Annotated in this window: 22 protein-coding genes and 1 other RNA gene; 6 read left to right on the top strand and 17 right to left on the bottom strand. The window is 51.9% G+C overall.

Annotated features, from left to right (window positions below; genetic code table 11):
• Positions 1 to 697 precede the first annotated feature (697 nt).
• The 6 genes from PGRAT_RS11495 to PGRAT_RS11470 form a co-directional block, all read right to left on the bottom strand.
• Complete coding sequence (locus PGRAT_RS11495) at positions 698 to 1,498, bottom strand: Cof-type HAD-IIB family hydrolase (RefSeq protein ID WP_025703102.1); 801 nt, start codon at positions 1,496 to 1,498, stop codon at positions 698 to 700.
• Positions 1,499 to 1,729: 231 nt separating this feature from the next.
• Positions 1,730 to 2,521: a pseudouridine synthase gene (locus tag PGRAT_RS11490; RefSeq protein ID WP_025703101.1), complete on the bottom strand. Its 792-nt coding sequence runs from the start codon at positions 2,519 to 2,521 to the stop codon at positions 1,730 to 1,732.
• Positions 2,522 to 2,524: 3 nt separating this feature from the next.
• Positions 2,525 to 4,072: an RsmB/NOP family class I SAM-dependent RNA methyltransferase gene (locus PGRAT_RS11485; RefSeq protein WP_025703100.1), complete on the bottom strand. Its 1,548-nt coding sequence runs from the start codon at positions 4,070 to 4,072 to the stop codon at positions 2,525 to 2,527.
• A gap of 71 nt (positions 4,073 to 4,143) precedes the next feature.
• Complete coding sequence (locus tag PGRAT_RS11480; RefSeq protein WP_342342270.1) at positions 4,144 to 4,620, bottom strand: DUF309 domain-containing protein; 477 nt, start codon at positions 4,618 to 4,620, stop codon at positions 4,144 to 4,146.
• Complete coding sequence (gene yjbM, locus PGRAT_RS11475; protein WP_025705216.1) at positions 4,586 to 5,398, bottom strand: GTP diphosphokinase; 813 nt, start codon at positions 5,396 to 5,398, stop codon at positions 4,586 to 4,588. Before yjbM ends, PGRAT_RS11480 begins: the two co-directional genes overlap by 35 nt.
• A 28-nt stretch (positions 5,399 to 5,426) precedes the next feature.
• Positions 5,427 to 6,521 (bottom strand): quinone-dependent dihydroorotate dehydrogenase, encoded by a 1,095-nt coding sequence (locus tag PGRAT_RS11470; protein WP_025705214.1) that lies wholly within the window; start codon positions 6,519 to 6,521, stop codon positions 5,427 to 5,429.
• Positions 6,522 to 6,733: 212 nt separating this feature from the next.
• Between PGRAT_RS11470 and PGRAT_RS33705 the strand changes: the two genes are divergently transcribed.
• A complete protein-coding gene (locus PGRAT_RS33705) occupies positions 6,734 to 6,871 on the top strand; it encodes a hypothetical protein (protein WP_167330823.1) in 138 nt (45 codons plus the stop codon).
• Here PGRAT_RS33705 and PGRAT_RS11465 read toward each other — a convergent pair.
• The 3 genes from PGRAT_RS11465 to PGRAT_RS11455 all read right to left on the bottom strand — a co-directional run bounded on the left by PGRAT_RS11465 (position 6,868) and on the right by PGRAT_RS11455 (position 10,170).
• On the bottom strand, positions 6,868 to 8,289 hold the full coding sequence (locus PGRAT_RS11465) for a L,D-transpeptidase family protein (RefSeq protein ID WP_025705213.1): 1,422 nt from the start codon (positions 8,287 to 8,289) through the stop codon (positions 6,868 to 6,870). The two genes, PGRAT_RS33705 and PGRAT_RS11465, sit on opposite strands and share 4 nt — an antisense overlap.
• Before the next feature lie 187 nt (positions 8,290 to 8,476).
• A complete protein-coding gene (locus PGRAT_RS11460) occupies positions 8,477 to 8,719 on the bottom strand; it encodes a ferredoxin (RefSeq protein WP_025705212.1) in 243 nt (80 codons plus the stop codon).
• 158 nt (positions 8,720 to 8,877) lie between these two features.
• Positions 8,878 to 10,170 (bottom strand): DNA polymerase IV, encoded by a 1,293-nt coding sequence (locus PGRAT_RS11455; protein ID WP_025705211.1) that lies wholly within the window; start codon positions 10,168 to 10,170, stop codon positions 8,878 to 8,880.
• A 161-nt stretch (positions 10,171 to 10,331) separates the two neighbouring features.
• Between PGRAT_RS11455 and cimA the strand changes: the two genes are divergently transcribed.
• Entirely contained in the window at positions 10,332 to 11,951 is a 1,620-nt protein-coding gene (gene cimA, locus PGRAT_RS11450; RefSeq protein ID WP_025705210.1) for a citramalate synthase, read from the top strand.
• Positions 11,952 to 12,051: 100 nt separating this feature from the next.
• On the opposite strand, the gene PGRAT_RS11445 is transcribed toward cimA, so the two are convergent.
• Positions 12,052 to 12,621 (bottom strand): TlpA family protein disulfide reductase, encoded by a 570-nt coding sequence (locus PGRAT_RS11445; RefSeq protein ID WP_036704574.1) that lies wholly within the window; start codon positions 12,619 to 12,621, stop codon positions 12,052 to 12,054.
• Positions 12,622 to 12,845: 224 nt separating this feature from the next.
• Between PGRAT_RS11445 and PGRAT_RS11440 the strand changes: the two genes are divergently transcribed.
• Complete coding sequence (locus tag PGRAT_RS11440) at positions 12,846 to 13,313, top strand: M67 family metallopeptidase (RefSeq protein ID WP_025705208.1); 468 nt, start codon at positions 12,846 to 12,848, stop codon at positions 13,311 to 13,313.
• On the opposite strand, the gene PGRAT_RS11435 is transcribed toward PGRAT_RS11440, so the two are convergent.
• From PGRAT_RS11435 to PGRAT_RS11425, 3 genes are read right to left on the bottom strand one after another with little or no spacing between them, the layout of a single operon-like run.
• The gene (locus tag PGRAT_RS11435) at positions 13,300 to 14,049 is read right to left on the bottom strand and encodes an exonuclease domain-containing protein (RefSeq protein ID WP_025705207.1); all 750 of its coding nucleotides are present in this window, start codon (positions 14,047 to 14,049) and stop codon (positions 13,300 to 13,302) included. The two genes, PGRAT_RS11440 and PGRAT_RS11435, sit on opposite strands and share 14 nt — an antisense overlap.
• The gene (locus PGRAT_RS11430; RefSeq protein ID WP_025705205.1) at positions 14,046 to 15,119 is read right to left on the bottom strand and encodes a DUF294 nucleotidyltransferase-like domain-containing protein; all 1,074 of its coding nucleotides are present in this window, start codon (positions 15,117 to 15,119) and stop codon (positions 14,046 to 14,048) included. Before PGRAT_RS11430 ends, PGRAT_RS11435 begins: the two co-directional genes overlap by 4 nt.
• A gap of 37 nt (positions 15,120 to 15,156) precedes the next feature.
• Positions 15,157 to 16,551, bottom strand: coding sequence for an ammonium transporter (locus PGRAT_RS11425; RefSeq protein ID WP_025705204.1), 1,395 nt, complete (start codon positions 16,549 to 16,551; stop codon positions 15,157 to 15,159).
• A 653-nt stretch (positions 16,552 to 17,204) separates the two neighbouring features.
• Between PGRAT_RS11425 and PGRAT_RS11420 the strand changes: the two genes are divergently transcribed.
• Positions 17,205 to 17,636, top strand: coding sequence for a MerR family transcriptional regulator (locus PGRAT_RS11420; RefSeq protein WP_025705203.1), 432 nt, complete (start codon positions 17,205 to 17,207; stop codon positions 17,634 to 17,636).
• A gap of 33 nt (positions 17,637 to 17,669) precedes the next feature.
• The gene (locus PGRAT_RS11415) at positions 17,670 to 18,347 is read left to right on the top strand and encodes a zinc metallopeptidase (RefSeq protein WP_020428939.1); all 678 of its coding nucleotides are present in this window, start codon (positions 17,670 to 17,672) and stop codon (positions 18,345 to 18,347) included.
• A gap of 56 nt (positions 18,348 to 18,403) precedes the next feature.
• Here the strand turns inward: PGRAT_RS11415 and gltC are convergent, their stop codons facing one another.
• Complete coding sequence (gltC, locus tag PGRAT_RS11410; protein ID WP_025705200.1) at positions 18,404 to 19,318, bottom strand: glutamate biosynthesis transcriptional regulator GltC; 915 nt, start codon at positions 19,316 to 19,318, stop codon at positions 18,404 to 18,406.
• Between the two features lie 13 nt (positions 19,319 to 19,331).
• Complete coding sequence (locus PGRAT_RS11405) at positions 19,332 to 19,958, bottom strand: rhomboid family intramembrane serine protease (protein WP_025705199.1); 627 nt, start codon at positions 19,956 to 19,958, stop codon at positions 19,332 to 19,334.
• Positions 19,959 to 20,073: 115 nt separating this feature from the next.
• On the opposite strand from PGRAT_RS11405, the gene tpx reads away from it, so the two are divergent.
• Positions 20,074 to 20,592 carry a thiol peroxidase gene (gene tpx / locus PGRAT_RS11400; RefSeq protein WP_025705198.1) on the top strand — a complete coding sequence of 173 codons (519 nt, stop codon included), beginning with the start codon at positions 20,074 to 20,076 and terminating at the stop codon, positions 20,590 to 20,592.
• Between the two features lie 163 nt (positions 20,593 to 20,755).
• Here tpx and PGRAT_RS11395 read toward each other — a convergent pair whose 3' ends face one another.
• On the bottom strand, positions 20,756 to 21,145 hold the full coding sequence (locus PGRAT_RS11395) for a DUF1499 domain-containing protein (RefSeq protein WP_020428947.1): 390 nt from the start codon (positions 21,143 to 21,145) through the stop codon (positions 20,756 to 20,758).
• Positions 21,146 to 21,309: 164 nt separating this feature from the next.
• Positions 21,310 to 21,501: non-coding RNA, 6S RNA (gene ssrS / locus PGRAT_RS32315), on the bottom strand.
• Positions 21,502 to 21,522 lie beyond the last annotated feature (21 nt).

The raw sequence follows: 21,522 nt of genomic DNA, 5'->3' as shown, positions 1-21,522 counted from the left end.
ATGCACATTTGCGGTTTACTTAAGCATAATGAAATTCAAGCGACCGCCCCGATCAAAAAGTTTGCGTAAGGAGGCACGTATCTTCTTGGCTGTTCGTTAGCTGATTAAGTGGAAAAAGTATCACTAATTTGCTTAAGCATCGAGTAACCCGACAGGTTAAGTGGAAAAAGGTACACTAATTCAGCCCGTTCCGCTCCATAGAAGGGAATATTGCCGAATTAAGTTTCCTTTTTCCACTTAAACCTCACGTTTGTTGATTTCTGAGGAATTTAAGTTTCCTTTTTCCACTCGGCTTCCCACCACAGGGCTCCAGCTATGGCACTTCCTCCGTTGTTTCTGCACCTACCAACCCACGGGGCTCCAACTATGGCACTTCTGGATTGTTTCTGCACAACCCCAACCCACGGCGCTCCAGCTCTGGCACTTCCTCCGTTGTTTCTGCACCTGCCAACCCACAGGGCTTCAACAACGGCAATTCTGCCGTTGTTTACGGGCAAACCGGCGTCAGGTCCATATTCGTCCTTTTGACGAACCAAACAAACCTTAATCCCTCACACACCTTATCACAACAGAAAAAACTCATGATTTCCTCAACAACACAAAAAAATCCGGCAGGAGCCATTCCCACCGGATTTATCCGCTTCATATCGAATTTAAAGAGGCCACAACCAGAAGAGGACCCTGGAAAGAATATCCGTCAGGACAAGCAGTACTTCACCAATGCGTCGCGAACGCCATGATCATTGTTGCTGCCCGTAATTGCATCCGCTGCCGCCTTGACCTCCAGTGGCGAGTTGTCCATGGCAATGCCAAGGCCGGCGTATGTCAGCATGGATATGTCATTATAATAATTCCCAATGGACAGAACTTCTTCCTGCGCAATCCCCAGCTGGGAAGCCAGATTCATCAGCGCATTGCCTTTGGAAGCATCCGGATGCATGAAATCAACAAAAAATTCCCCGCTGCGCACAATATTATATAGATGCGTCCAGGTGCTCCATTCGCGCTGGGCTTCGTCCAGAATATCCGATTTAGTGAATACCGTAAATTTGACAACCGGTTCGCGGAAATCCTCCCAAGCCGGGAGTGATGCAGGCGTAATCCGGAAATGTTCGTACATAAACGTCGCTTCTTTGGTGAGGTTGGCCACATTGTCCACATACATGTCAAAAGCAGTATTCACATCATAATGAATATCTCGCGCACGGCAATAATCAATATAAGGATCTAGTCCGCGGGCATCCAGCCCGTAGATATGCAGTACCTCACGGTCCTCCACCCGAACTGTGGCGGCTCCATTGTGTCCCAGTACATATCCGGCCAGCCCCATCTCCTCCATGAAAGGAATCGAATTTTGCGGACTGCGGCCTGTGCACAAGACGATTTGCCCGCCCTGCCGGGTCACCTCCGCTATAGCCTCCCTATTTTCCGGGCTCAGCTTGTGGTCGTCATTCAGGAGCGTCCCATCCACATCCAGCGCTATCAGCTTGTATTTCATACCCCACCATCCTTGTCTTTCTTTATCTGTAAATATTTCATTGTATCTATTATCTGTTAACCGGACTACAGTGAATGTTTGGACTTCTGGCCGCTGCCCAACTGCAGATTTCTTGATTCTAACCCGCTGGTCGCGATTAAATCCGCAGACAAAGACGGACGCTACCGCTCCTACAGTTCCAAACTTCTCCTACGCCACTTTTCCCCTTATTCTTATTTTTTCAAGTTCAATCTATATAGGGATAAAGTTTGGCAGTTCATTGCCTTCAGCTTCCCCGCCGCCAAGCACCCGCAGCTCTTCGGCCGTCAGTTCCCGGCAAGCCCCGGGAGCCAGACGCTCATCCAGCTTCAGTGCGCCCATGGAGACTCTTTTTAGGAAGATTACTTTTTTGCCTACCGCCAAAAACATCCGCTTTACCTGATGGAATTTCCCCTCGGTAATGGTCAGTGAAATCTGCGATAAGGTCTTGCTTCCGCGTTCTCTGCCCAATATGGTGAGCTGTGCAGGCAATGTCACATACCCGTCATCCAGCTCAACACCGGCGGCAAAAGCAGCCACATCCGCGGCATCCACCTCGCCCTCAACCGTAGCCTCATACGTCTTCGGCACATGCTTGCGGGGTGAGAGCAGCTCATGGGCCAGCTGTCCGTCATTGGTCAGCAGCAGTAAGCCTACCGTATCCTTATCCAGCCTTCCGACCGGAAACGGCTCGAACTGCGCATAATCCGGCTTGAGCAGGTCCAGCACTGTACGATCCCGCTTATCTTCTGTAGCAGACAGCACGCCCGGCGGCTTATTCATCATCAGGTAGATATATTCACGATAGACCACCGGCTCGCCGCTAACCTCGATTTGGTCAGCATAGGGATCAACATGGAAGCTGCTGTCTTTAATTACAGTGCCGTTCACCCTAATCAGTCCTTGCTTGGCCTGTTTGCGGATATCACTGCGGGAGCCTATCCCCATGTGGGACAGCACTTTATCGAGCCGTTGTTTTTTGGGAGAATTTCCTGCCGCACTCATACGCTATGTCCACCTCCAGCCTGCGGGATATTCATTCTTCAGCATGCCGTCCTGCCATTTGCCCCAGCCTGCACTGTAACCGTCGATACAGACCAGTACGTATCCCTTGGAGGGACTGCCGGGCTTTACAGATAAACGGTCTGCCGTAATAGAGAGCGTCTCTCCTTTCAGATACGAGACACCTTCGCCACTTGAACTGGACAAGGAGAGGCAGCGGGTACTTTCGGCAGGATGCAGCGCGGTAGCGAGCGGATGTCCGGGAATGAACCGTCCGCTGCGGATATGCCCTACATACCAGCCGGGACGAATTGTCTTCAGCCCGTCCAGCGCAGCCTTTGGCAGCGGGGAGAGATACAAATGATCTCCGAACAGTACCGGGTATCCGGAAGGCTGCCAGCCCAGCTGTTCTTCGGCGAATATGGCATATGCAGCCAGTGCTGCCTCTTCTCCCATGCCCTGAGACTGGCGTCCCGGAGCCGCGCCGCCAGATTTGCCGGCAGCGCGGCCGGGTTTGCCACCGCGTCCGCCATCCGCTCTCGCAGCAGCGGCCTTGGCGGAGGCCTGCGCCTTCCCCCCTTTGTTCCGCGGGGAAACAGACAACGCCTTGTCCCGGCCGTTATGTGCCGGATATACTGCGCCTTCCTCGGCGGACGCTCCGCTTCCGTCATGGCGCAATACGGCCATAAAGTGCCCTTCGCCTTTAACTTTATGCGGCCACAGCCGGGCTGCTTCCGGCAGCCCCCCAAGGCCTGGCGCAAAAGATCCGGTTCCGCCTACAGGAATAAGCGAAAACTCCGGATGGCTGTTCAGAAACTCCCTGATCATCCCTTCATTCTCTTCTACGGCAAAGGTGCAGGTGGAGTAGACGAGTGTTCCTCCGGGCCGCAGCGCCTCTGCGGCGGATGCCAGAATTTCACGCTGCATTGCCGCGTACTTCAGCGGCGTTTCCGGCTCCCACTGCTTGACCATATCTTCATCCTTGCGGAACATACCCTCGCCCGAGCAAGGCGCATCGATCAGGATACGGTCAAAAAATGCGGGAAAAGCCGCAGCAATCCGCCCGGGGCTTTCATTCAGCACGATGCCGTTGCGGACACCGTACAGTTCCAGATTCTTCGCCAGAGCTTTGGTCCGGTCCGGGTGCAGGTCATTGCTGACCAGCAGCCCTTCACCCTGCAGCTTGGCGGCAATCTGTGTGGACTTGCCGCCCGGAGCCGCACATAAGTCAAGCACCCGGTCGCCGGGCTGCACACCAAGCAGTTCAACCGGAGCCATTGCGCTGGGCTCCTGAATATAGTACAGGCCGGCGTGGTAATACGGATGTTTGCCGGGTCTCGCCCCTGCCTCCGTATAGAACCCGGACGGGCACCATGGAATAGGCTCAAGCGTAAAAGGGGAGAGAGCACGCAGCGCCTCCACGGAAATTTTTAATGTGTTGGCACGGATGCCGCTATAAGGAGTCTCTTGGTACGATTCCGCAAATTGCTCATAGTCCGATCCCAGCATGTCCTTCATGCGCTGCATAAAAGTGCCGGGCAGCTCAACTGCCATGATGCCTTCCTCCAATAATCAAGGAACACCCCTGCGGGTGCTCCTGTGGTAGCCTTGCTATTCATTATGCCTTAATTGCGGCGGGATGACTCCGGCCGCTGCGGACCGCGGCGCTGGGGATGGCTCGGAAGGATATCCCGGCCCGCCGCAGCCACCTCCTCTGCAAGCTTCGGGTCCAGCAGTTCAATCGTGAGATCATAGTACCCGAACGGCTGCTCCGCGTAGGTTTCCAGCTTCCTGGCATAATCTCCGGCCTCGCGGGCCAGCTTGGCAAGATTGATGCCAAGCATATCCGCAGGATACCGCTGCAGCACCTCATGCGCCCGGTTCAGCATAATCATGCCGCCGCGCACATTGCTATTGCGGAAATGGTACAGGCCTACCGCTGCCTGCAGCAGCGCCTTATAGAGCGGGTCCTTGTCCCGGGCCAGCCACAGCTCTTCAAGCACCTCATGGCATTCGAAATAATCCCTGTCCCGGTTGAAGTAGACTAGATATGCCAGGTACAGCCGTTCATAGGCCATCCGGCAGGCTGTCCTTTTTGGCATTCGACAGCAGCTCGCGCACATGATCCAGCAGTTCCTTCATCGCTTCCATATCCTGCGCCTGCCAGATCTGGTTGAAGCGCTCCTGGCTCTCAATCGCCTCATTGACCAGATGGTAGAAGTACAACTGGTGAATCGCCTTCAGCAGTTGGGTCGTCGTATTCGAATTTTCCTCGAAGGTCTTCTGGGCCTCAAGAATTTCATCCCGGATGCTGGACATCTCACTGTCCAGAATAGAGGCAGCTTCCGCTGCGGTCTTCAGGCGCAGCCGCATTTCGTCGGGCAGGCTTTCCCGGTATTTGTAGTTCAGGGAATGCTCGATGGTTGCCCAGAAGTTCATCGCGAGCGTGCGGATTTGAATCTCGGCGAGCACGATCTTTTGCCCCAGTGCCGTCTGCACCGGATATTTAATAATCATATGGAAGCTGCGGTACCCGCTTTCCTTATAGTTGGTGATGTAGTCCTTCTCATAGAGGACTTCCAGATCCTTACGGGCGCGGATATATTCCGCTACTCTGCGGATATCCTCGACGAACTGGCACATAATGCGAATGCCGGCAATATCCTCGATCCCCGTTTCGAGATCCTCCATTTTTACATTTAACCGCTGGGCTTTCTCCAGTATGCTTGACAGCCGCTTGACGCGTCCGGTTACGAACTCAATCGGTGTATATTCTTCTCTTTTTTTAAGCTCCGAGCGCATCGTTTTGAACTTAACCTTCAATTCCTCCACAGTTTGTTCATATGGAAGCAAAAATGTTCCCCAGTCCCTGACGTCCATCGCCTTCGTCCTCCTGTCCATTCATCCTTCAGTGATGATCAGCGCCCACCGCTTCTAGGATATGAGAGAATCCGTCCCGCCGCAGCAGCTTCCGTAATCCGGCATGCACTTTGCGGTTAACCTCTGGTCCTTCATAGATGAGAGCTGTATAGATTTCGACCAGGCTCGCGCCTGCCCGGATCTTGTCATATGCGTCCTGGCCGGTAAAAATACCGCCTGAACCGATAATCGGCAGCTTGCCGCCTGTCTGGCGGTAGATTCTGCTGATAATTTCAGTCGAACGGTCGCGCAGCGGTTTGCCGCTGAGTCCGCCTGTCTCTCCTGCCTTGTCACTCCGCAGCCCTTCACGGCTGAGTGTGGTATTGGTGGCAATCACACCATCCATTCCGGCCTCAGCGATCGTATGTACCATATATTCCAGTTCACCGTCGCTGACGTCAGGTGCGATTTTGACCAGCAGGCTCTTGGCAGTGCCGCTCTGTTTGTGCTGAAGCGCCATTTCCTCCTTGACCTGGGCCAGAAGGTTCGACAACTCGCTGCCGTGCTGAAGACTGCGCAGATCCGGCGTATTCGGCGAGCTGATATTGACCACAAAAAAATCACCGTACGGATAAAGCGTACGGATACACTGGCGGTAATCCTCATGCGCAGATTCATTGGGCGTCGTTTTGTTGCGGCCGATGTTCACAGCCACCGGAATCCTGCGCTTCTTAACTGCCTTCAGCCGCCCCGCCATGGCTTCGGCGCCTTTATTATTGAAGCCCATCCGGTTAATCAGCGCTTCGTCCGGCAGAAGACGGAACAGACGCGGGCTGTCATTGCCCGGCTGGCCCTTCGGCGTGACAGTGCCCACTTCCATAAAACCAAAGCCGATGGATGAGAACCCGCCCACCGCTTCAGCGTTCTTATCGAGGCCTGCCGCAAGTCCCACCGGAGTCGGGAAATGCAGGCCGAACAGATCCACCGCAAGGTCGGCTGTTTCGGGAACGCCGTACATAAGCCGCATAGCCGCACTCCCGCCAGGCACCAGATCTGATTTATTCAGTCCGCCTATGACGAGATGGTGCGCTTTCTCCGGGTCCATTTTAAAGAAAATAGGTTTGCCTAAATGTCGATACAGCACCGTTCTCGCTCCTTCAAAGGGAACCCTTAAGTGATGTCAGGTAAATCCCCGATTCTGTAGGTTTCATCTTAATTTTAGCCGTTTCCGGGGGAAAAGAAAAGTTTTTTACCGGGCGGTGCTTCCCGGTGAAACGCAGAGTATAGTATTTTTCTTGTAAACGCATTACAATGTAAGGGTAATCAACGATAAAGAGAGAAAGAAGGATGGCTAATATGTCTACAAAGCGCAAACCCCCGACACTGCAGCAGAAAAAAGAAGAAGTCAACCGCAAAGCAATCCTATGGATCAGTGTCAGTCTGGTGCTTCTGATTCTTCTGATTATTGTGTTGTTTATTGTTGCCGGAAATTAATTGAGCCAATGGTAGACTTTGTTGGGGTTGGTCTGATCCGGCGGTGTACGTGACGGGTAACGCTCCCCGGGCAGCATCAGTTCGTCAGGCAGAACCCCTTTACTAATTTGGACCTTCGTCCCCATCGGCACCATTGCGAACAGCTCCTCCACATCCTCGCGTTTCATCCGGATACAGCCCAATGATTCATCCTTGCCGATGCTGTCCGGCTCATTCGTGCCATGTATGGCATAATTGGTGTCCGAGAGCTGCATGCCGCGGCTGCCGAACTCCCCGTTGTCATGCCCGTTCGGATTGACCACCTTATCGGAGACCGCAAACTCCCCTTCCGGTGTCTTCTCGCCCCCAAGGCCAACCGCATAGTTCCTTAGAATGATATTGCCGCTGGTGACTGCCAGGCGGTGATTTTGTTTATCCACAATAATGGTAAGCGGGCGGCTAAAAAAGGGCGGCTGCCCCTTGCTCAGATTGGCCGTATCTTTCACTCCAACTGCCGCTGTGCCCTCTGCTGACGGGGCCGTGGAAGGCTGCGCTGAAGCCTGGAGCGGCTGCAGGGTCGAGGCCGCACGTAATGCCGCGAACTCCTGTTTCATGAGCGGGGTCGTTTCGCCCAGAACATTCCCCGGAAAAGGCCGGGTCAGCTCCTTCAGCGATTCCGGCGGCTTTCCTTTGCTGCTGTTGTAGGAACGTATAGCACTCCATAGAGCTGCCAGCTCCTCCTGCTTCTCCTGCCATATCTCCGCCTGCTTCTGCAGCCCGCCAGCTTCCGGCGGTTCGCAGGCACAGGTTGCCGGATCATAAGACTGGTAGACAATCTTCCCCTTCCGGCTCTGCTCCAACGTAGCCGCAAGCGGCAGGTTCTTCTTCCAGATCAGCCAGCGCCCTGACTTTTTCATGGCCAGCACAGCAGTTTGGGAAGGCGCCTTCCGGTTCTTCAGGATGGCGGCCAATGCCTGGCCCGCTGAAGCTGCATCTTCACCAGACGCTGTAAACGTCAAGACAGCCGGTACCAATGGTTCCTCTTCCTCCGCAGGCTCAGCTGCCGCAGGCTCTTCAAGGTCCCCGGCAGCAATTTCCGGGTCTGAAGCCCCGGATCCGTCCGGATTCACGCCAGGGGCTACAGCCGACGGGATCAGCAGCAGCAGCATGAGCAGCGCGAGCAATCCCCGGCGCAGCCTCAGCCTGGATTCATGCCGCTGCCGGTTTTCCCGGATCAGCCCTTCCTCATACTCCCGGAGCATTTCCGCCGGTACCTTGCTGTGCTCAAAAGCTTCATACACTTCACCAGCCTGGTTGAAGCAGTAATTTGCTTTTCCATGCTGTCCGTTCTTATAATATTCTTTACCAAGCAAGTACCATGCCATCTTGTTATCGGGATGCATTTGAACATAGGCTTTGAGATGCTGCGAGTTTTTCATCGGGGCCTCCGCGGATTGTGGAATTCTCAATCTTTATATTTTATATCGGCACGCTCACGAAAAAAAGACATCCCCAGCCGCATTTATCGCAGCAAAAGGAATGTCTTTATGGAAATATAAGGATTAGAAATAAGGTTTACCTCATTCTAATCCTTATATTTTGCGCAGATACGAATAACCCGGAGGTTTAGCCTTCTTTGTTAAAAGGTGCGTCTGCAATTTTGATGGAGTCCGTAGGACATCCGTCGGCAGAGTCCTGCAGATCATCGAACAAGTCGTCGGGAATCGCGGTCACCCCGTGGTTGCCGTCGTTTTCGTAGATCACTTCCGCCAAACCTTCATCATCATAATCAAAAATATCAGGGGCCGTCGCGCCACAAGCACCGCATGCGATGCAGGTATCTTTTTCGACCCAAGTGTATTTAGCCATTTCTTCTCTGCCTCCCGTTGAACAATACAGACCTATTGCAGCAGCCTGTTATTTTGTCATATTAATATAAATAGAAAACAATTTCAATGGATTTTCAGTACGTTTCCAATTTTGACGCATGTTGCGGATCGGCAATCAGCCATGGGATAGGACTTGAATCACTCCTCCGCAGGGTCCACCTTGTGAAGATTATCCTTTTGCAGGGAAGTGCCCCGTTCCTTGTGGTTGCGCAGGCGCGCCGAATGGCTGTCGCTCAGCATACCGGCCGTAAGGACCGCGTTCTCGCCGAACTTATTGCGCAGCATGTCCATCGTTTGGTTAAGCGACTCCTTCTTGGGCTGGCGTTCATAATTGAACAGATCCAGTTGGATGGCGGAATCCTCCTTGGGCGTCAGCCCTTGCAGCGTAACCCCCAGCAGACGCACCGGTTTGTCACCTTTCCAGTGCCGGGCGAACTGGTCACAAGCCGTCTTGTAAATATCCTCGGCACTCTCCGTAGGCGTCTCCAGCTGGCGCGAGCGCGTGATCGTCTTCATATCCGGCGTACGGATGGTGAGCTGTACCCCAGACGCCACCAATCCCTGCTTCCGCAGCCGCCGGGCCACCTGGTCGCTCAGATTCAGCAGGATCGGCCTTGCTTCAGCTAGCCCGACAACATCGCTCGGAAGCGTCGTGGTGTGCCCGATGGACTTGCTCTGCTCCCTTTCCGGGTTCACAACGCCATGATCAATGCCGTTCCCCGCCCGCTTCAGCCAGGAGCCCATCACCCCGAAATGCTCCACGAGCATCCGTTCATCTGCTGCTGCCAGCTGTCCGATGCTGTAGATGCCGAGCTTCCGGAGCTTCTCTGCGGTTTTGCTTCCGATCCCGAACATCTCATTGCAAGGCTTGTCCCACAGAATACCCGGCACATCACGCAGCCGCAGGATAGAGATGCCACTTGGCTTCTTCAGATCGGAAGCGATCTTCGCCAGCAGCTTATTGGGGGCGATGCCGATGGAGCAAGGCAGTCCAAGCTCCTCCATAATGCGACGCTGAATCGCTTCGGCAATTTCCAGCGGGGTCCCGAATTGGCGTGAACCGGTAATATCCAGATAACATTCATCTATCGAGACAGCTTCCAGCAGCGGAGTATAACTGTAGGCTATCTGCATAAAAGCATTAGAGTACTTGCGGTAGAGATGAAAATTCGGCTTGATTAATAGAAGCGAAGGACAAATGCGCAGCGCTTTCTGCACCTGCATCCCTGTTGAAATCCCCAGTCTGCGCGCTGCATAGGAGCAGGTAACAATAATTCCCCTGCGGAGCTCCACGCTGCCGGCAACCGCCGTTGCTTTTCCTTTATATTGATCCGGATCTTCCGCCTCATGCACAGAGCAGTAAAAAGCATTCATATCCACATGCAGAATCACCCTGCCGCTTGCCGGATAATATTGATCCACATTCTGCACAATATCTACCTTCTTATCTTAGGGTTTCCATTGTTGGTTTCAGCATACCTCTTCTCCCGGCGCAAGGTCAACCAGGTGTGAATCTCCTCTAAAGTTCTTTGTTACATTCCCGCGTAAAAATGCTATAATATAAAAATTCAAAAACTTTTAGGAGGACTCTCATGTCTAAGTCCATTTCCATCTTCGATACGACGTTGCGTGACGGCACCCAAGGTGAAGGCATCAGTCTGTCGGCGGATGACAAGCTGAAGATCGCCAAGAAACTCGATGATCTGGGTGTGCATTATATTGAAGGTGGCATCCCGGGGAGCAATAACAAGGACATTGAGTTTTTCAAAAGAGTCAAGGAACTGCATCTTCATGCCAAAATCACCGCATTCGGCAGCACCCGGCGCAAGAATTCCATCACCGAGCATGACGAGAACCTGCAGCGGATGATTGATGCCGGTGTTCCGGCGGCTACTCTGGTCGGGAAGTCATGGGACTTCCATGTTCACACTGCACTGCAGACGACGCTGGAAGAGAACCTTGCCATGATCGGCGAGTCCATTGCCTATCTGAAGCGCAAAGGCCTTGAGGTCATTTTCGATGCAGAGCACTTTTTCGACGGTTATAAGAACAATCCCGAATATGCAGCAGCCGTTCTGGGAGCGGCCCGTGAAGCCGGTGCGGATTGGCTGGTCATGTGCGATACGAACGGCGGAACCCTCCCGAATGAAATTCAGGAGATTGTATCCGGCATAGCTCTTCAGCTGCCTGGCGCCCCGCTCGGCATTCATACCCATAACGACTGCGAGCTCGCAGTGGCGAATACACTCAGTGCCGTCAGCGCTGGTGCGCGGCAGGTCCAGGGTACGATCAACGGCTACGGTGAACGCTGCGGAAATGCTAACCTGTGCTCGATTATTCCTACCCTGCAGATCAAAATGGGGTATCACTGCATCCCCGGTGATTCCTTGCCTCAGCTAACGAATACCGCCCACTATATCAGCGAAGTGGCCAATGTGAACCTGCCGGTGAATCAGCCCTATGTAGGCAATGCCGCATTTGCACACAAAGGCGGGATCCACGTGTCGGCCATTTTGCGTGATTCCCGCACCTATGAGCATATCGCTCCCGAGCTTGTGGGCAACAAGCAGCGGGTGCTGGTCTCCGAGCTGGCGGGTCAGAGCAATGTCCTGTCCAAAGCACAGGATATGGGCTTAAACCTCGATCCGAGCAGCGAGCAAGCCCGCAAGGTGATCGACAAGATCAAAGATCTGGAGCATCAGGGCTATCAGTTCGAAGGTGCGGACGCCTCTTTGGAACTGCTGCTGCGCGAAGCCACCGGCGAGATGAACGAGCTGTTCACCTTCGAATCCTTCAAGATGCTTGTGGAAAAGACCGCCGGAAGCCCCGTGGTCTCAGAAGCCTTCGTCAAACTGAGAGTCGGCGGAGATAATCTCTATACCGCAGCCGAAGGCAACGGTCCGGTCAATGCGCTGGATAATGCGCTGCGCAAGGCGCTGCTGACTTACTTCCCGCAACTGAAAGACATGCATCTCTCCGACTACAAGGTGCGGGTGCTCGACGAGAAGGATCAGACCGCCGCGAAGGTCCGCGTATTGATCGAATCCAAAGACTACAGTGACACCTGGAGCACTGTCGGGGTATCCAGTAATGTGATTGAAGCAAGCTGGGAAGCGCTGGTAGACAGTATGCGCTATGCCCTTCTGGGCCAGATTTCGCTGGAGAATGACACGGAAGCAAGCAGAGGGCCAAGAGGACTCGTGAATCACTAATTCAGAGTTTATAGTCTATATTTCAAGTCAAAGCCCCTCGCACCCGGGAAGATCCCGAGGGTGCAGAGGGGCTTTACTAACTATACCGTATCCCCTTTGTTCAGGAACCGGTCAGGGCGATGATTTTCTTTTCAAGCTCTTCCGGGGACAGGAGTCCAAGTATAACCTCGGCAATGACTCCGTTGTTGTCCACAAGCACATTAGTCGGAAATACGGCACCCTTATATTTGTCAAAAACCTCGCCTTTCAGATCATACATAACGGGAAACGCCAGCATATACTTCCTGACAAAACGTTCCGCGTTAGGTTTGTAATCCTGGCTCGTCACGTTGATTCCATAAATATCGAGCACATCTTTGTACTTCAATGCCAGCGCATTCAGCGCCGGCGCCTCCTGCTGGCAGGGATCACACCAGGAAGCCCAGAAATTTACCAGCACCGCTTTTTTTCTGGTCCCCCCAACGGAGTAGCTCTCACCATTCACTCCCTGTAAGGTGAACGCAGGTGCCAGCAGGCCCGCACCCGCTCCGCTTTCAGGTTTGGAGCTTCCCTGTTGCTCCATGGCAGGGACCGCTTCCGGTTCTGACTGGGTTGTACGCTCTATCGCCAGAAAAGCCAGGAAAACAATGACCGCTATAACCGTTATATTTCGTTTATTCACAGCTTTCATAGTGGTTTGTCCTTTGCAAATGGGATGGTTTTTTTCTATTGTACCCCCAATTGCGGCAGTTTCAAACCAACCAAGCAGAAACGGCTACAGCGCCCTTAAAAGGACAGGCCCGTTTCAGCGAGAAATAGAAGGATCATTTATAACGCGAAGCATATAAATGCTTATATTTCAAAAAAGAGGATTTCGCCAATGACGAAACCCTATGAAGAGAGAGGGGTGAACAAGTGACAGCATTCCAGGGAAACCTCCAGCCGATTAAGCTGGATGCCTCCGTGCAGCAGGCGCTGGGGAAGCACATGCTGACCTGTTATCCGCATGAAGCATGCGGAGTCCTGCTGGGTGCTGCCGCAGCGGGCGGCATGCGCATCGGCAGGTATCTGCCCATGCGCAACGTAGCGCCTGACCCGCTGCATGCTTTTGTCCCCGACCCGCAGGAATGGGTTGCCGCTCTCTATCTAACTCCTGTACCAGTAGGGATATTCCATTCCCATCCGCATACAGCGCCTTGGCCTTCCAGCGCGGATATCCGGGGCTTGTCTTCGCTCGGTGCCGGATTCCAGGTCTATCTGATCGGTTCTCCAGGACTCAGCGGCAGTGCCCCCCGACTAAACGGTTTCCTGATCGACCGGCAGCCTGATTCCACAGGCAAACCCAGCTATAGACTGCTGCATTCTACCCTTACGCTCTGCTAAGATAGGCGTATAGGTCACCCAGTGTTTCCACCTGCTTTTTCCGGGAAATCTCCCGCAGGTAACATACCCATAACTGTGCTGTCATCTTGGCATCCTCCAGCGCATTATGCCGGCCTTGAATCGGTATCCCGTGTACGGCCAGCAGCTCATCGAGTGAATAATTGCTCCGGTGCGGCTCCAGCCAGCGGGCCAGCATCATTGTATCGAGCACTCTGTGGGTAAGCTGAACCTTGGAGGTCTTCCACAGGGCGGCATTCAAAAAAGATTTATCATGATTGCTCCCATGTGCCACCAGTACCTGCTGTCCCACAAAAGACATGAAATTATGCAGCCCGTCGATCAATGAAGGTGCCGCCGACGTCATCTCTTCGGATATCCCCGTTAGCTTCGTAATGTCCTCCGGAATTGAGGTTTGACAGTTCACCAGGGTATAAAAGCATTCCTCTTCCTTAATTTCCTCTCCGACGACCTTGACAGCGCCAAAAGACAGAATCTCATCGCCGTGCTGATGGGAAAAGCCCGTCGTTTCTAAATCAAAGATAACCGTCTCCAACTCCGAGAGCGGGGTATGCAGTACTTCAGGGCGCCGCTTCTCGCGCATCAGCGACCGGATAAAGGCCATCTGCTGCGCCGTTTGCTGTGCCGTTTCCCCGCCCCTGATGGACGCGATGGCGGATGGCATTCCGCCCTGTCTCAGATTGTTCCAGAACCCCCCGCCTTTGTTCGGCTCCTTCATGACTGCCTCCTTTCCGCTGACCGGAGCTGACGCTGCAGGGCTTTGTGCAAACGCCTGACAAGCAGCAGACTATCCCGCAGCTCTGACAAGAGCTGCTTATTCTTCAGATCACTCTCAGCAATATAGTCACTGCTGGACAATAAGCCGTCCTGAACAGCATAGGGTGTATTCACACGCATACGCAGCGCTGTTAAAAAAGCACGCCTGATATCATCCAGATGCTCATACTTCCCGAGCTTGGCCAGCTGCTCCAGCCTATTGAGCGTTGAGCTGTCCCTTACACCGTGCAGAAGCATCAAATGTCTGACGATGTTAACCAAAGGAATATAGACACCATATTTAACGTCAAAACCTCCCGCATAATCGCCAAAGCGCTCCGTAAGCACCTGGCCCAGCAGATTAAGCGTGGCTTTGTGACGGACAGTATTGCGGAGCACCGCTGTAGACAGTTTGTCATTATTAACGAAGCCTGCATGCAATGCTTCCCGCCACTCAGTGGACAACGCTTCGCTTCCCGCAACATGGCGCATATCGGAGGCAATAATGAGGTAACGGATCGGTTCCCATTCCAGTTGGCTCATCCAGCCTTCAAGCTGCCGCTTCCATTCGGGCAGCGTTTTGCGCCACAAGGGTTCAGAGCACATCACCTTGCCGTCGCATTTCTCATAACCTACTTCTTCAAGCACATCGGACAGCATCACACCAAAGACTTCAAAATATACTTTTTTAATACCATCCGGTTCCCCTTCAACAATTAGGCCGTTATCCTGATCACTCCATAGGGTAGCTTCCTGTCTGCCGGCACTGCCGAACACAATAAAGGAATAGGCGCAGGGAGGCGGGCCGTAGCCCGCCTCTTTCATCTGCGCCTCACATATATTGACTGCCGCCCAGGCAATCCGGTCATGCATGGCATTGACCCGGGACAGCCATTCCTCAATGGGGATAACGTTTAACTGCTCCAGCAGTACTGTTTGACAAGCGATACGCTTGGCCTTAAGCTCCTGCGGCGAACCGGCCGTTGCGATGGACAAATATCTATTATCCTCATTCCAGTCTGCCGTCTCCATCGAAGCCACTCGGTCCGCCTCCCAACAAGTGAAGTTATTAGTGTTTAAGGGTCTTGGATTCCGATTCTGCAATCAGTTTCATTTGTTCCGGATATCCGTAAGTCCCATGTTCACTGATGTCCAGACCCATCAATTCTTCTTCCTCTGTAACACGGAGTCCGATAACCAGCTTCATGACATAGAGGATGATGAAGGACATTACAGCTACAAATACGAAGGTACCTGCAACCCCGAGAATCTGAACACCCAATTGGTGGAAGCCTCCGCCGTAGAACAATCCAGCATCCCCGACAAGTGCACCTTTAGAGATCAGATCAGGTGCTGCGAACAAACCTGTGGAAACCGCACCCCACATCCCTGCAATACCATGTACGGAGAAAGCATAAATCGGGTCGTCAAGTCCGGCACGTTCCAGCCACTGCGAAGTCATGAATGTGAATGCGCCAGCGACAAAGCCAATCAGAATAGCAGCCCAAGGCTCTACATATGCGCAAGCCCCAGTGATGGCAACCAATGCAGCCAGCACCCCGTTCAGCATGGCCGGAATATCCGACTTGCCAAAGTACAGCCAGGAAGCGATGAGCGCAGCCAGACCGCCTGCAGCTGCAGCAATATTAGTTGTCAAAGCCACATGGCCGAAGAATCCGCCCATTGGGGACAATGCGCTCCCAGGGTTGAATCCGAACCAGCCAAACCACAGAATGATCACACCGAGAACAGTGAACACTTGGTTATGGCCTGGAATAATAACAGGTTTGCCTTCTTTATTGAATTTACCAAGACGAGGCTTAAGCAAAATTGTTGCAACAACCGCCGCCGTAGCACCTGTAAGATGGACAACTGTGGAACCTGCATAGTCCTGCATGCCCAGCTCTGCCAGCCAGCCGCCGCCCCATACCCAGTGGGCAACAACCGGATAAATCACGACGGAGAACAAAATACCGAATACGATATATACGCTTAGTTTAGCACGTTCTGCCATACCACCGGATACGATAGCCAGGGAAACTGCTGCAAATGCCATCTGGAAGAGGAATTTAACATTTAGAGTTACATCGGAGAAGGCCAGGGAATCGAACGATGCGGCTTGAGTATCCCCGCCGTACAGGAAGCCTGTAGTTCCGAAGAATCCATTGCCGTTACCGAATCCAAGGCCAAAACCGATAGCCCAGAAACATAAGCTTGCGATAGCCAGCGTCAGTACAGTCTTGCCGGCAACGTGGCCTGCGTTCTTCATCCGGACCGAACCGGCTTCAAGCATTGCAAATCCCGCTTGCATAAAGAATACCAGAATGAAGGCCAGGAACGTAAACGCCGTATCCAAACCGATTTGCAAATCCGGTGCTGTCGGGCCGTCAGCGGCAAAAGCGCTAACCGGATAGACCATCAGAGTAATCATGGCCAAAAACATCATTATCATCTTTTTTCTCATTCTTTACCCCACTCCCCAATGTTATATTTTCTAACAAAGCGTGAAACTCTTAATGTCATTATAATCAGAAGTCAGGTAAATTGACAAGACTATTTTTTTGGATGTTTTAATTTATTTATGAAAGCTCATGTTTTCTTCAAAAATGGACGTTTCCCCGCCTTAGTTAAAAATAATCCGCAGAATTCTCCAGCTTCTTCAGGCTTTTCTTATGAGAACGGTTACATCCGCTTTTAATGAATTAAACCATTTATATGTATTTTTATTAATTTTTTAACCGAAACATGCAGGCAAGCAATCAAAAACAAGCAGTTAAAGACAGATTATTTTCTTGATTATATCGTCAACATCTTTGTACTTTACTTTCTATTATCCTTGTTGTTCCTTAGCAGGCAGTGTTTTTTGATATAAGTTAACATGGTATGTAATATATATCATCGATACATTAAGCCTTTCCCTAGTGGATTTCATTCACTGAATGTAAGGGCAGCCACCCAGGCATCTTATAGAATTTCCAACATATACTTAAAGTAAGTATGACGTTTGACTGTACGGTTTGTGATTTGCTATCATTAAGTATGCTCTCTTATTATAGAAAGAAAATATATCCTTTTGATCAAACGAATTCATACAACGAGGTGAGGACCCATGGGGATATGACCCTTTACCGGATTGGCGAACTGGCCAAAGCCGCCCATACCAGCGAACGGACCATTGATTATTATACGAAGCTGGGTTTGATTGCGCCGGAATCAAGAAGTGTTAAAAATTACCGGTTATATAGTCATGAAACCCTTGTCGCTTTGGAGCGTATTAATCAACTAAAGCAAGAGAAATATACATTGGATGAGATCAAATCCATAATGAGCAAGTGGAATGCAGCCACCTCCGAAAACGACGTTTCGGACAGGTTGGCGGAGCTAGAGCTGCAGATGCAAAGGCTAGAGCGTGAAGTGAAGGCGCTTGAACCTGTCATCAACGGTTTGAAGCCCGTTCAGGCCAGACGTGCACTGGCCGCGCTTCTGCCCCAAGGAGTTGCCTGCATGGAGGCGATCAAGCTCTTGCTCACGCAAGGACCGCCAATGTAAGTCAGCTTATTAACTATTGTGGAGGAATGACATATGATGCCATTGATGTATCTGCTCGTAATAATCGCTTTTCTATTTTCATTGTGGGCACAGTTTCGGGTGAAGGGCAATTTCAATAAATGGGCCAAGGTGGCCAATACAAGCGGGATGACCGGCTATGATGCAGCGCGGCGGATGCTCGATGCAAACGGTCTGGGCGATGTGCCGATTGAGCCCGTCCGCGGCGCTCTTTCTGACCACTACGACCCTATTCACCGGGTTGTGCGTTTGTCAGAGCCGGTTTATTACGAACGTTCCATCGCAGCCATTTCTGTAGCGTGCCATGAGGTTGGCCATGCAATCCAGCACAAAGTTCATTATCCGATGCTTACGCTGCGCCACCGGATGTTCCCGGTCGTTAATATCGCCTCCGGCGTCGCACCTTTTATGCTGCTGGCAGGTTTTCTATTCAGCTCCTTTAACCTGATCGGCCTCGGCATCATCTTCTTCTCAGCGGCCGTTGCCTTCCAGCTCGTAACGCTTCCCGTAGAATTCAACGCCAGTAACCGGGCGCGCCAGGTCATGGTCGAGCAAGGGTATATACGCAATGAAGAAGAACGCGGTGTGGCGAAGGTACTGAATGCGGCAGCCCTGACTTACGTGGCCGCAGCTCTGGTCTCCTTGCTTGAGCTGCTGCGCTTAATTACCATGTTCCTTGGAAACCGCGACTAATCGTGATAACGGTGTGAACCAGATTAATCCTTATTCTTTAACAAATACCCCGGAGGCTAGGAGCCTACCGGGGTATTGTTGTTTCTGTCTCTGAAATAGGTCAGCAGAAAGGTCCGAAAGGACCGGGCTACCAAGGGCAGCTTGCCATCAGCCCGGTGGATAAGCCCAACCGTTCTGGTTACAGGAGGTTCTACGACCCGTACTTGAGCAGGCTGCATCGGATTGGTCTGATACAGAGCCATCTCCGGGAGCAGGCTCACCCCCATGCCCGCAGCAACCAAACCGCGTATGGTGTCCGTTTCTCCGCCTTCAAAGGCTATTTGGGGTTTGAAGCCTGCCTGCAGACAGGCCTGCCATACGATCGGCCTCAGTGAATATCCCTGGCTGAACAGAACAAACTTCTCTTCCCGCAGTTGCTCCAGCCGGATGACCTCTTCCCCGGCCAGCGGATGATTCTGCGGTAGGATGGCAAACAGTTCCTCGGTCATCACAATATCCCCCGCTACATGCTCATCGTTCTCCGGGAAAGGAGAGACAAAGGCCAGATCCACTTCTCCAGAAATTACATCCTTAATAAGGGAAGGGTAGGACCCTTGCTTAAAGCGGAATTTCACATGCGGATAGTATTTCCGGAATTCCGCCACGATCGAAGGGATCAAATGCGTTCCCAGACTATGAGGAAATCCGATACGGATCTCACCGCGTTCCGGGTCGAGAAATTCATGCACCTCCGCCACAGAACGCTCCAGCTCTTTGAGCACCGATTCCACCCTTTTGCAAAAGAGCTGCCCCACTGGTGTCAGCTGCAGGTTACGCCCCTTTTGCATGAACAAGTCGACACCAAGCTCCTGCTCCAACTGATGAATCTGGCGGCTTACTGCGGATTGTGCAACATGCAATTCCTCCGCAGCTCTTGTTACATGTTCCTTCTGAGCAACCTTTAAAAAATATTGCAGCTGTCTGAGCTCCACTTGAGAACCTCTCCTATCGTCGGCTTCTTTTGAAAATACGAATAATCAGTCCATAAAGGAAAAAACCGGCGGCCAGGCCGCTGAGATGTGCCATCCAATTAACGTATGGAGTAGCGAAGGACATAATGATCCCCATCACCAGAAGACCGTAAAGTGTCTTGCTCGAGTTCTCATCCATCATCCCTCTCTGCAGCAGGGCAATATAGAGAAACGCACCGTAGACGGCATAAATTGCTCCTGACGCGCCTACAGAAACTGTAGCCGTATCCACAACCGAACGGCTGCTGAAGATCACGGACAGATAGTTGGCAATGTAACCGCCGGCCATGTAGAGCAGCGCATAACGCCACCAGCCCATCAGCCGCTCAAGCGGCGGAGCAAACACCAGAAGCGCAAAGCAGTTAAAGAATAAATGGGCAAACCCGTTATGTAAAAAGGTCGCTGTCACATAACGCCACATCTCATCCATTTCCGGACCGGCATTCAGCGTAGCCCCGTACTTCAGCAGGGTTTCCAGATTCGTCGAGCCGCCATTGGCGGTAAGCACAATGAACATCAGGACATTCAGCAGAATCAGAATACAAGTCACCGGATAATAGCGGATGTATCCTTTCCATTTCTCATACCTTATAAAGATCATAGCACCATCCCTTATGTATCATAATGGGTCCTCGTTGGACATTAAGCTTCTAAAAAGATTATAATTTATTGTGGCAGTAAGAATCCAATCATGCAATTCAAGGAGGAAACAGGATATGACGCAAGAAAGAACAGGTGCAGCCACTTTCAAGGGCAACCCCATTACTCTCGTAGGGCCAGAGCTGAAAGCCGGCGATACCGCGCCCAATTTTGTGGTAAGCAAGAATCTTTTGGAAGACGCGTCCCTCAGCGATTATGCCGGTAAAATCAAGCTGATCAGCGTTGTGCCTTCTCTGGATACCGGTGTATGCGATGCGCAGACCCGCCGCTTCAATACTGAAGCTGCAGGGCTCGGTGACGATGTGGTCATACTCACCATCAGCATGGACCTCCCTTTCGCCCAAGCCCGCTGGTGCGGCGCTGCCGGCATTGACCGGGTCATTACCCTGTCTGACCATAAAGACGCCTCTTTCGGACAAGCTTATGGTGTCCTGATTAAAGAATTCCGCCTCGATATGCGTTCCATCTTCGTGATCGACAAAAATGATACCGTGGCCTATGTAGAATACTTGGCTGAGATGGCTGAACACCCGAATTATGAAGCTGCTGTAGCAGCCGTAAAAGAACTCCTGTAACAGAGCAGACAGACAAATATCTCAGCGAATACACTCGAATCTGTGTAAAAAAGCGGCAGAAGGTCATCCTTCTCCCGCTTTTTGTTTATTAGCCGATACCAAAGATTGTTCGGAGAAAGCCCGAAACCGCATACAATCCAGGAACAAAAGAATGCTGTGTTCCTCAGTCCACTTTATATTTGCCCAGCTTCTTATCCAATGACTGATATAAGCGTTGAATAACACGGTAATTGGCTCCGAGATCCCCGAGCGATCCTCTGGATGCGGAATAGATATCAACCGCACAGCGAACCGGAGAAGTGTTCAACACTGACACGGTAATGTCCAGCGTCCGGCCGAAGCCTGTTCTTTTTTCCAAGGTGATTTCCCCGACGGACTCTACTTCATGCAGGACTTTGTAACCAGGAATCTTCTTCAGCGTAGAGGATACTTCATCCCACGCTTTGTCTCTGGAAAGATTGTAGTAACGTGTCTTTAATGCCGGGTCTTTTGCACGGTCGCTTGTACCGTCATGACTGCGAAATAAACCGACCAAGGTTCTTTTCAACGACAAAATACTTCCCCCTCTTCAAATCCCAAGTTCATTAATCTAAGTGTAACATTCTTATCCCCGGAACAAAAGGGCATTGCTCACTTTCAATTATTGCTGCTATACACAAAAAGGCACCCCGTATCCGCAGCCAAGCGGGAAAACAGGGTACCTTGTCAATAACAGTAGAAAAACCCGCCTATGCCGTCCGGCTACAGTGTCTTCTGAACCTGCTAGAGCAGGTGGGTGACCGCAGAAGTCGTTTTTGAATTCCCCAGGTCGTATAGACAGGGCTGTTCAGCTGCGCTTCATGTAGATCTCCCAAGACATTATCATTGGTTCAAAACAACGAGCAACCGTAACGAACATCGCAGGAATTACACTTATTATATTGCGTTTTG

Origin of the sequence: Paenibacillus graminis, assembly GCF_000758705.1 — a bacterium.
GTDB classification, from domain to species: Bacteria; Bacillota; Bacilli; order Paenibacillales; family Paenibacillaceae; genus Paenibacillus_AQ; species Paenibacillus_AQ graminis.
Note: the sequence above shows the minus strand (reverse complement) of the source record. Positions and strands in the feature narration are given on the sequence as shown.

Coding starts and splice junctions, on each gene's coding strand:
- PGRAT_RS11480 (WP_342342270.1), bottom strand. CDS start 4,620: ATGCCAAAAAGGACAGCCTGCCGGATGGCCTATGAACGGCTGTACCTG.
- PGRAT_RS33705 (WP_167330823.1), top strand. CDS start 6,734: ATGTCTACAAAGCGCAAACCCCCGACACTGCAGCAGAAAAAAGAAGAA.
- tpx (WP_025705198.1), top strand. CDS start 20,074: ATGACGCAAGAAAGAACAGGTGCAGCCACTTTCAAGGGCAACCCCATT.
- PGRAT_RS11420 (WP_025705203.1), top strand. CDS start 17,205: ATGACCCTTTACCGGATTGGCGAACTGGCCAAAGCCGCCCATACCAGC.
- PGRAT_RS11465 (WP_025705213.1), bottom strand. CDS start 8,289: ATGAAAAACTCGCAGCATCTCAAAGCCTATGTTCAAATGCATCCCGAT.
- PGRAT_RS11490 (WP_025703101.1), bottom strand. CDS start 2,521: ATGAGTGCGGCAGGAAATTCTCCCAAAAAACAACGGCTCGATAAAGTG.
- PGRAT_RS11435 (WP_025705207.1), bottom strand. CDS start 14,049: ATGAAGGAGCCGAACAAAGGCGGGGGGTTCTGGAACAATCTGAGACAG.
- PGRAT_RS11445 (WP_036704574.1), bottom strand. CDS start 12,621: ATGAAAGCTGTGAATAAACGAAATATAACGGTTATAGCGGTCATTGTT.
- PGRAT_RS11425 (WP_025705204.1), bottom strand. CDS start 16,551: ATGAGAAAAAAGATGATAATGATGTTTTTGGCCATGATTACTCTGATG.
- PGRAT_RS11405 (WP_025705199.1), bottom strand. CDS start 19,958: ATGATCTTTATAAGGTATGAGAAATGGAAAGGATACATCCGCTATTAT.
- PGRAT_RS11485 (WP_025703100.1), bottom strand. CDS start 4,072: ATGGCAGTTGAGCTGCCCGGCACTTTTATGCAGCGCATGAAGGACATG.
- PGRAT_RS11430 (WP_025705205.1), bottom strand. CDS start 15,119: ATGGAGACGGCAGACTGGAATGAGGATAATAGATATTTGTCCATCGCA.
- yjbM (WP_025705216.1), bottom strand. CDS start 5,398: ATGGACGTCAGGGACTGGGGAACATTTTTGCTTCCATATGAACAAACT.
- cimA (WP_025705210.1), top strand. CDS start 10,332: ATGTCTAAGTCCATTTCCATCTTCGATACGACGTTGCGTGACGGCACC.
- PGRAT_RS11415 (WP_020428939.1), top strand. CDS start 17,670: ATGATGCCATTGATGTATCTGCTCGTAATAATCGCTTTTCTATTTTCA.
- PGRAT_RS11460 (WP_025705212.1), bottom strand. CDS start 8,719: ATGGCTAAATACACTTGGGTCGAAAAAGATACCTGCATCGCATGCGGT.
- PGRAT_RS11495 (WP_025703102.1), bottom strand. CDS start 1,498: ATGAAATACAAGCTGATAGCGCTGGATGTGGATGGGACGCTCCTGAAT.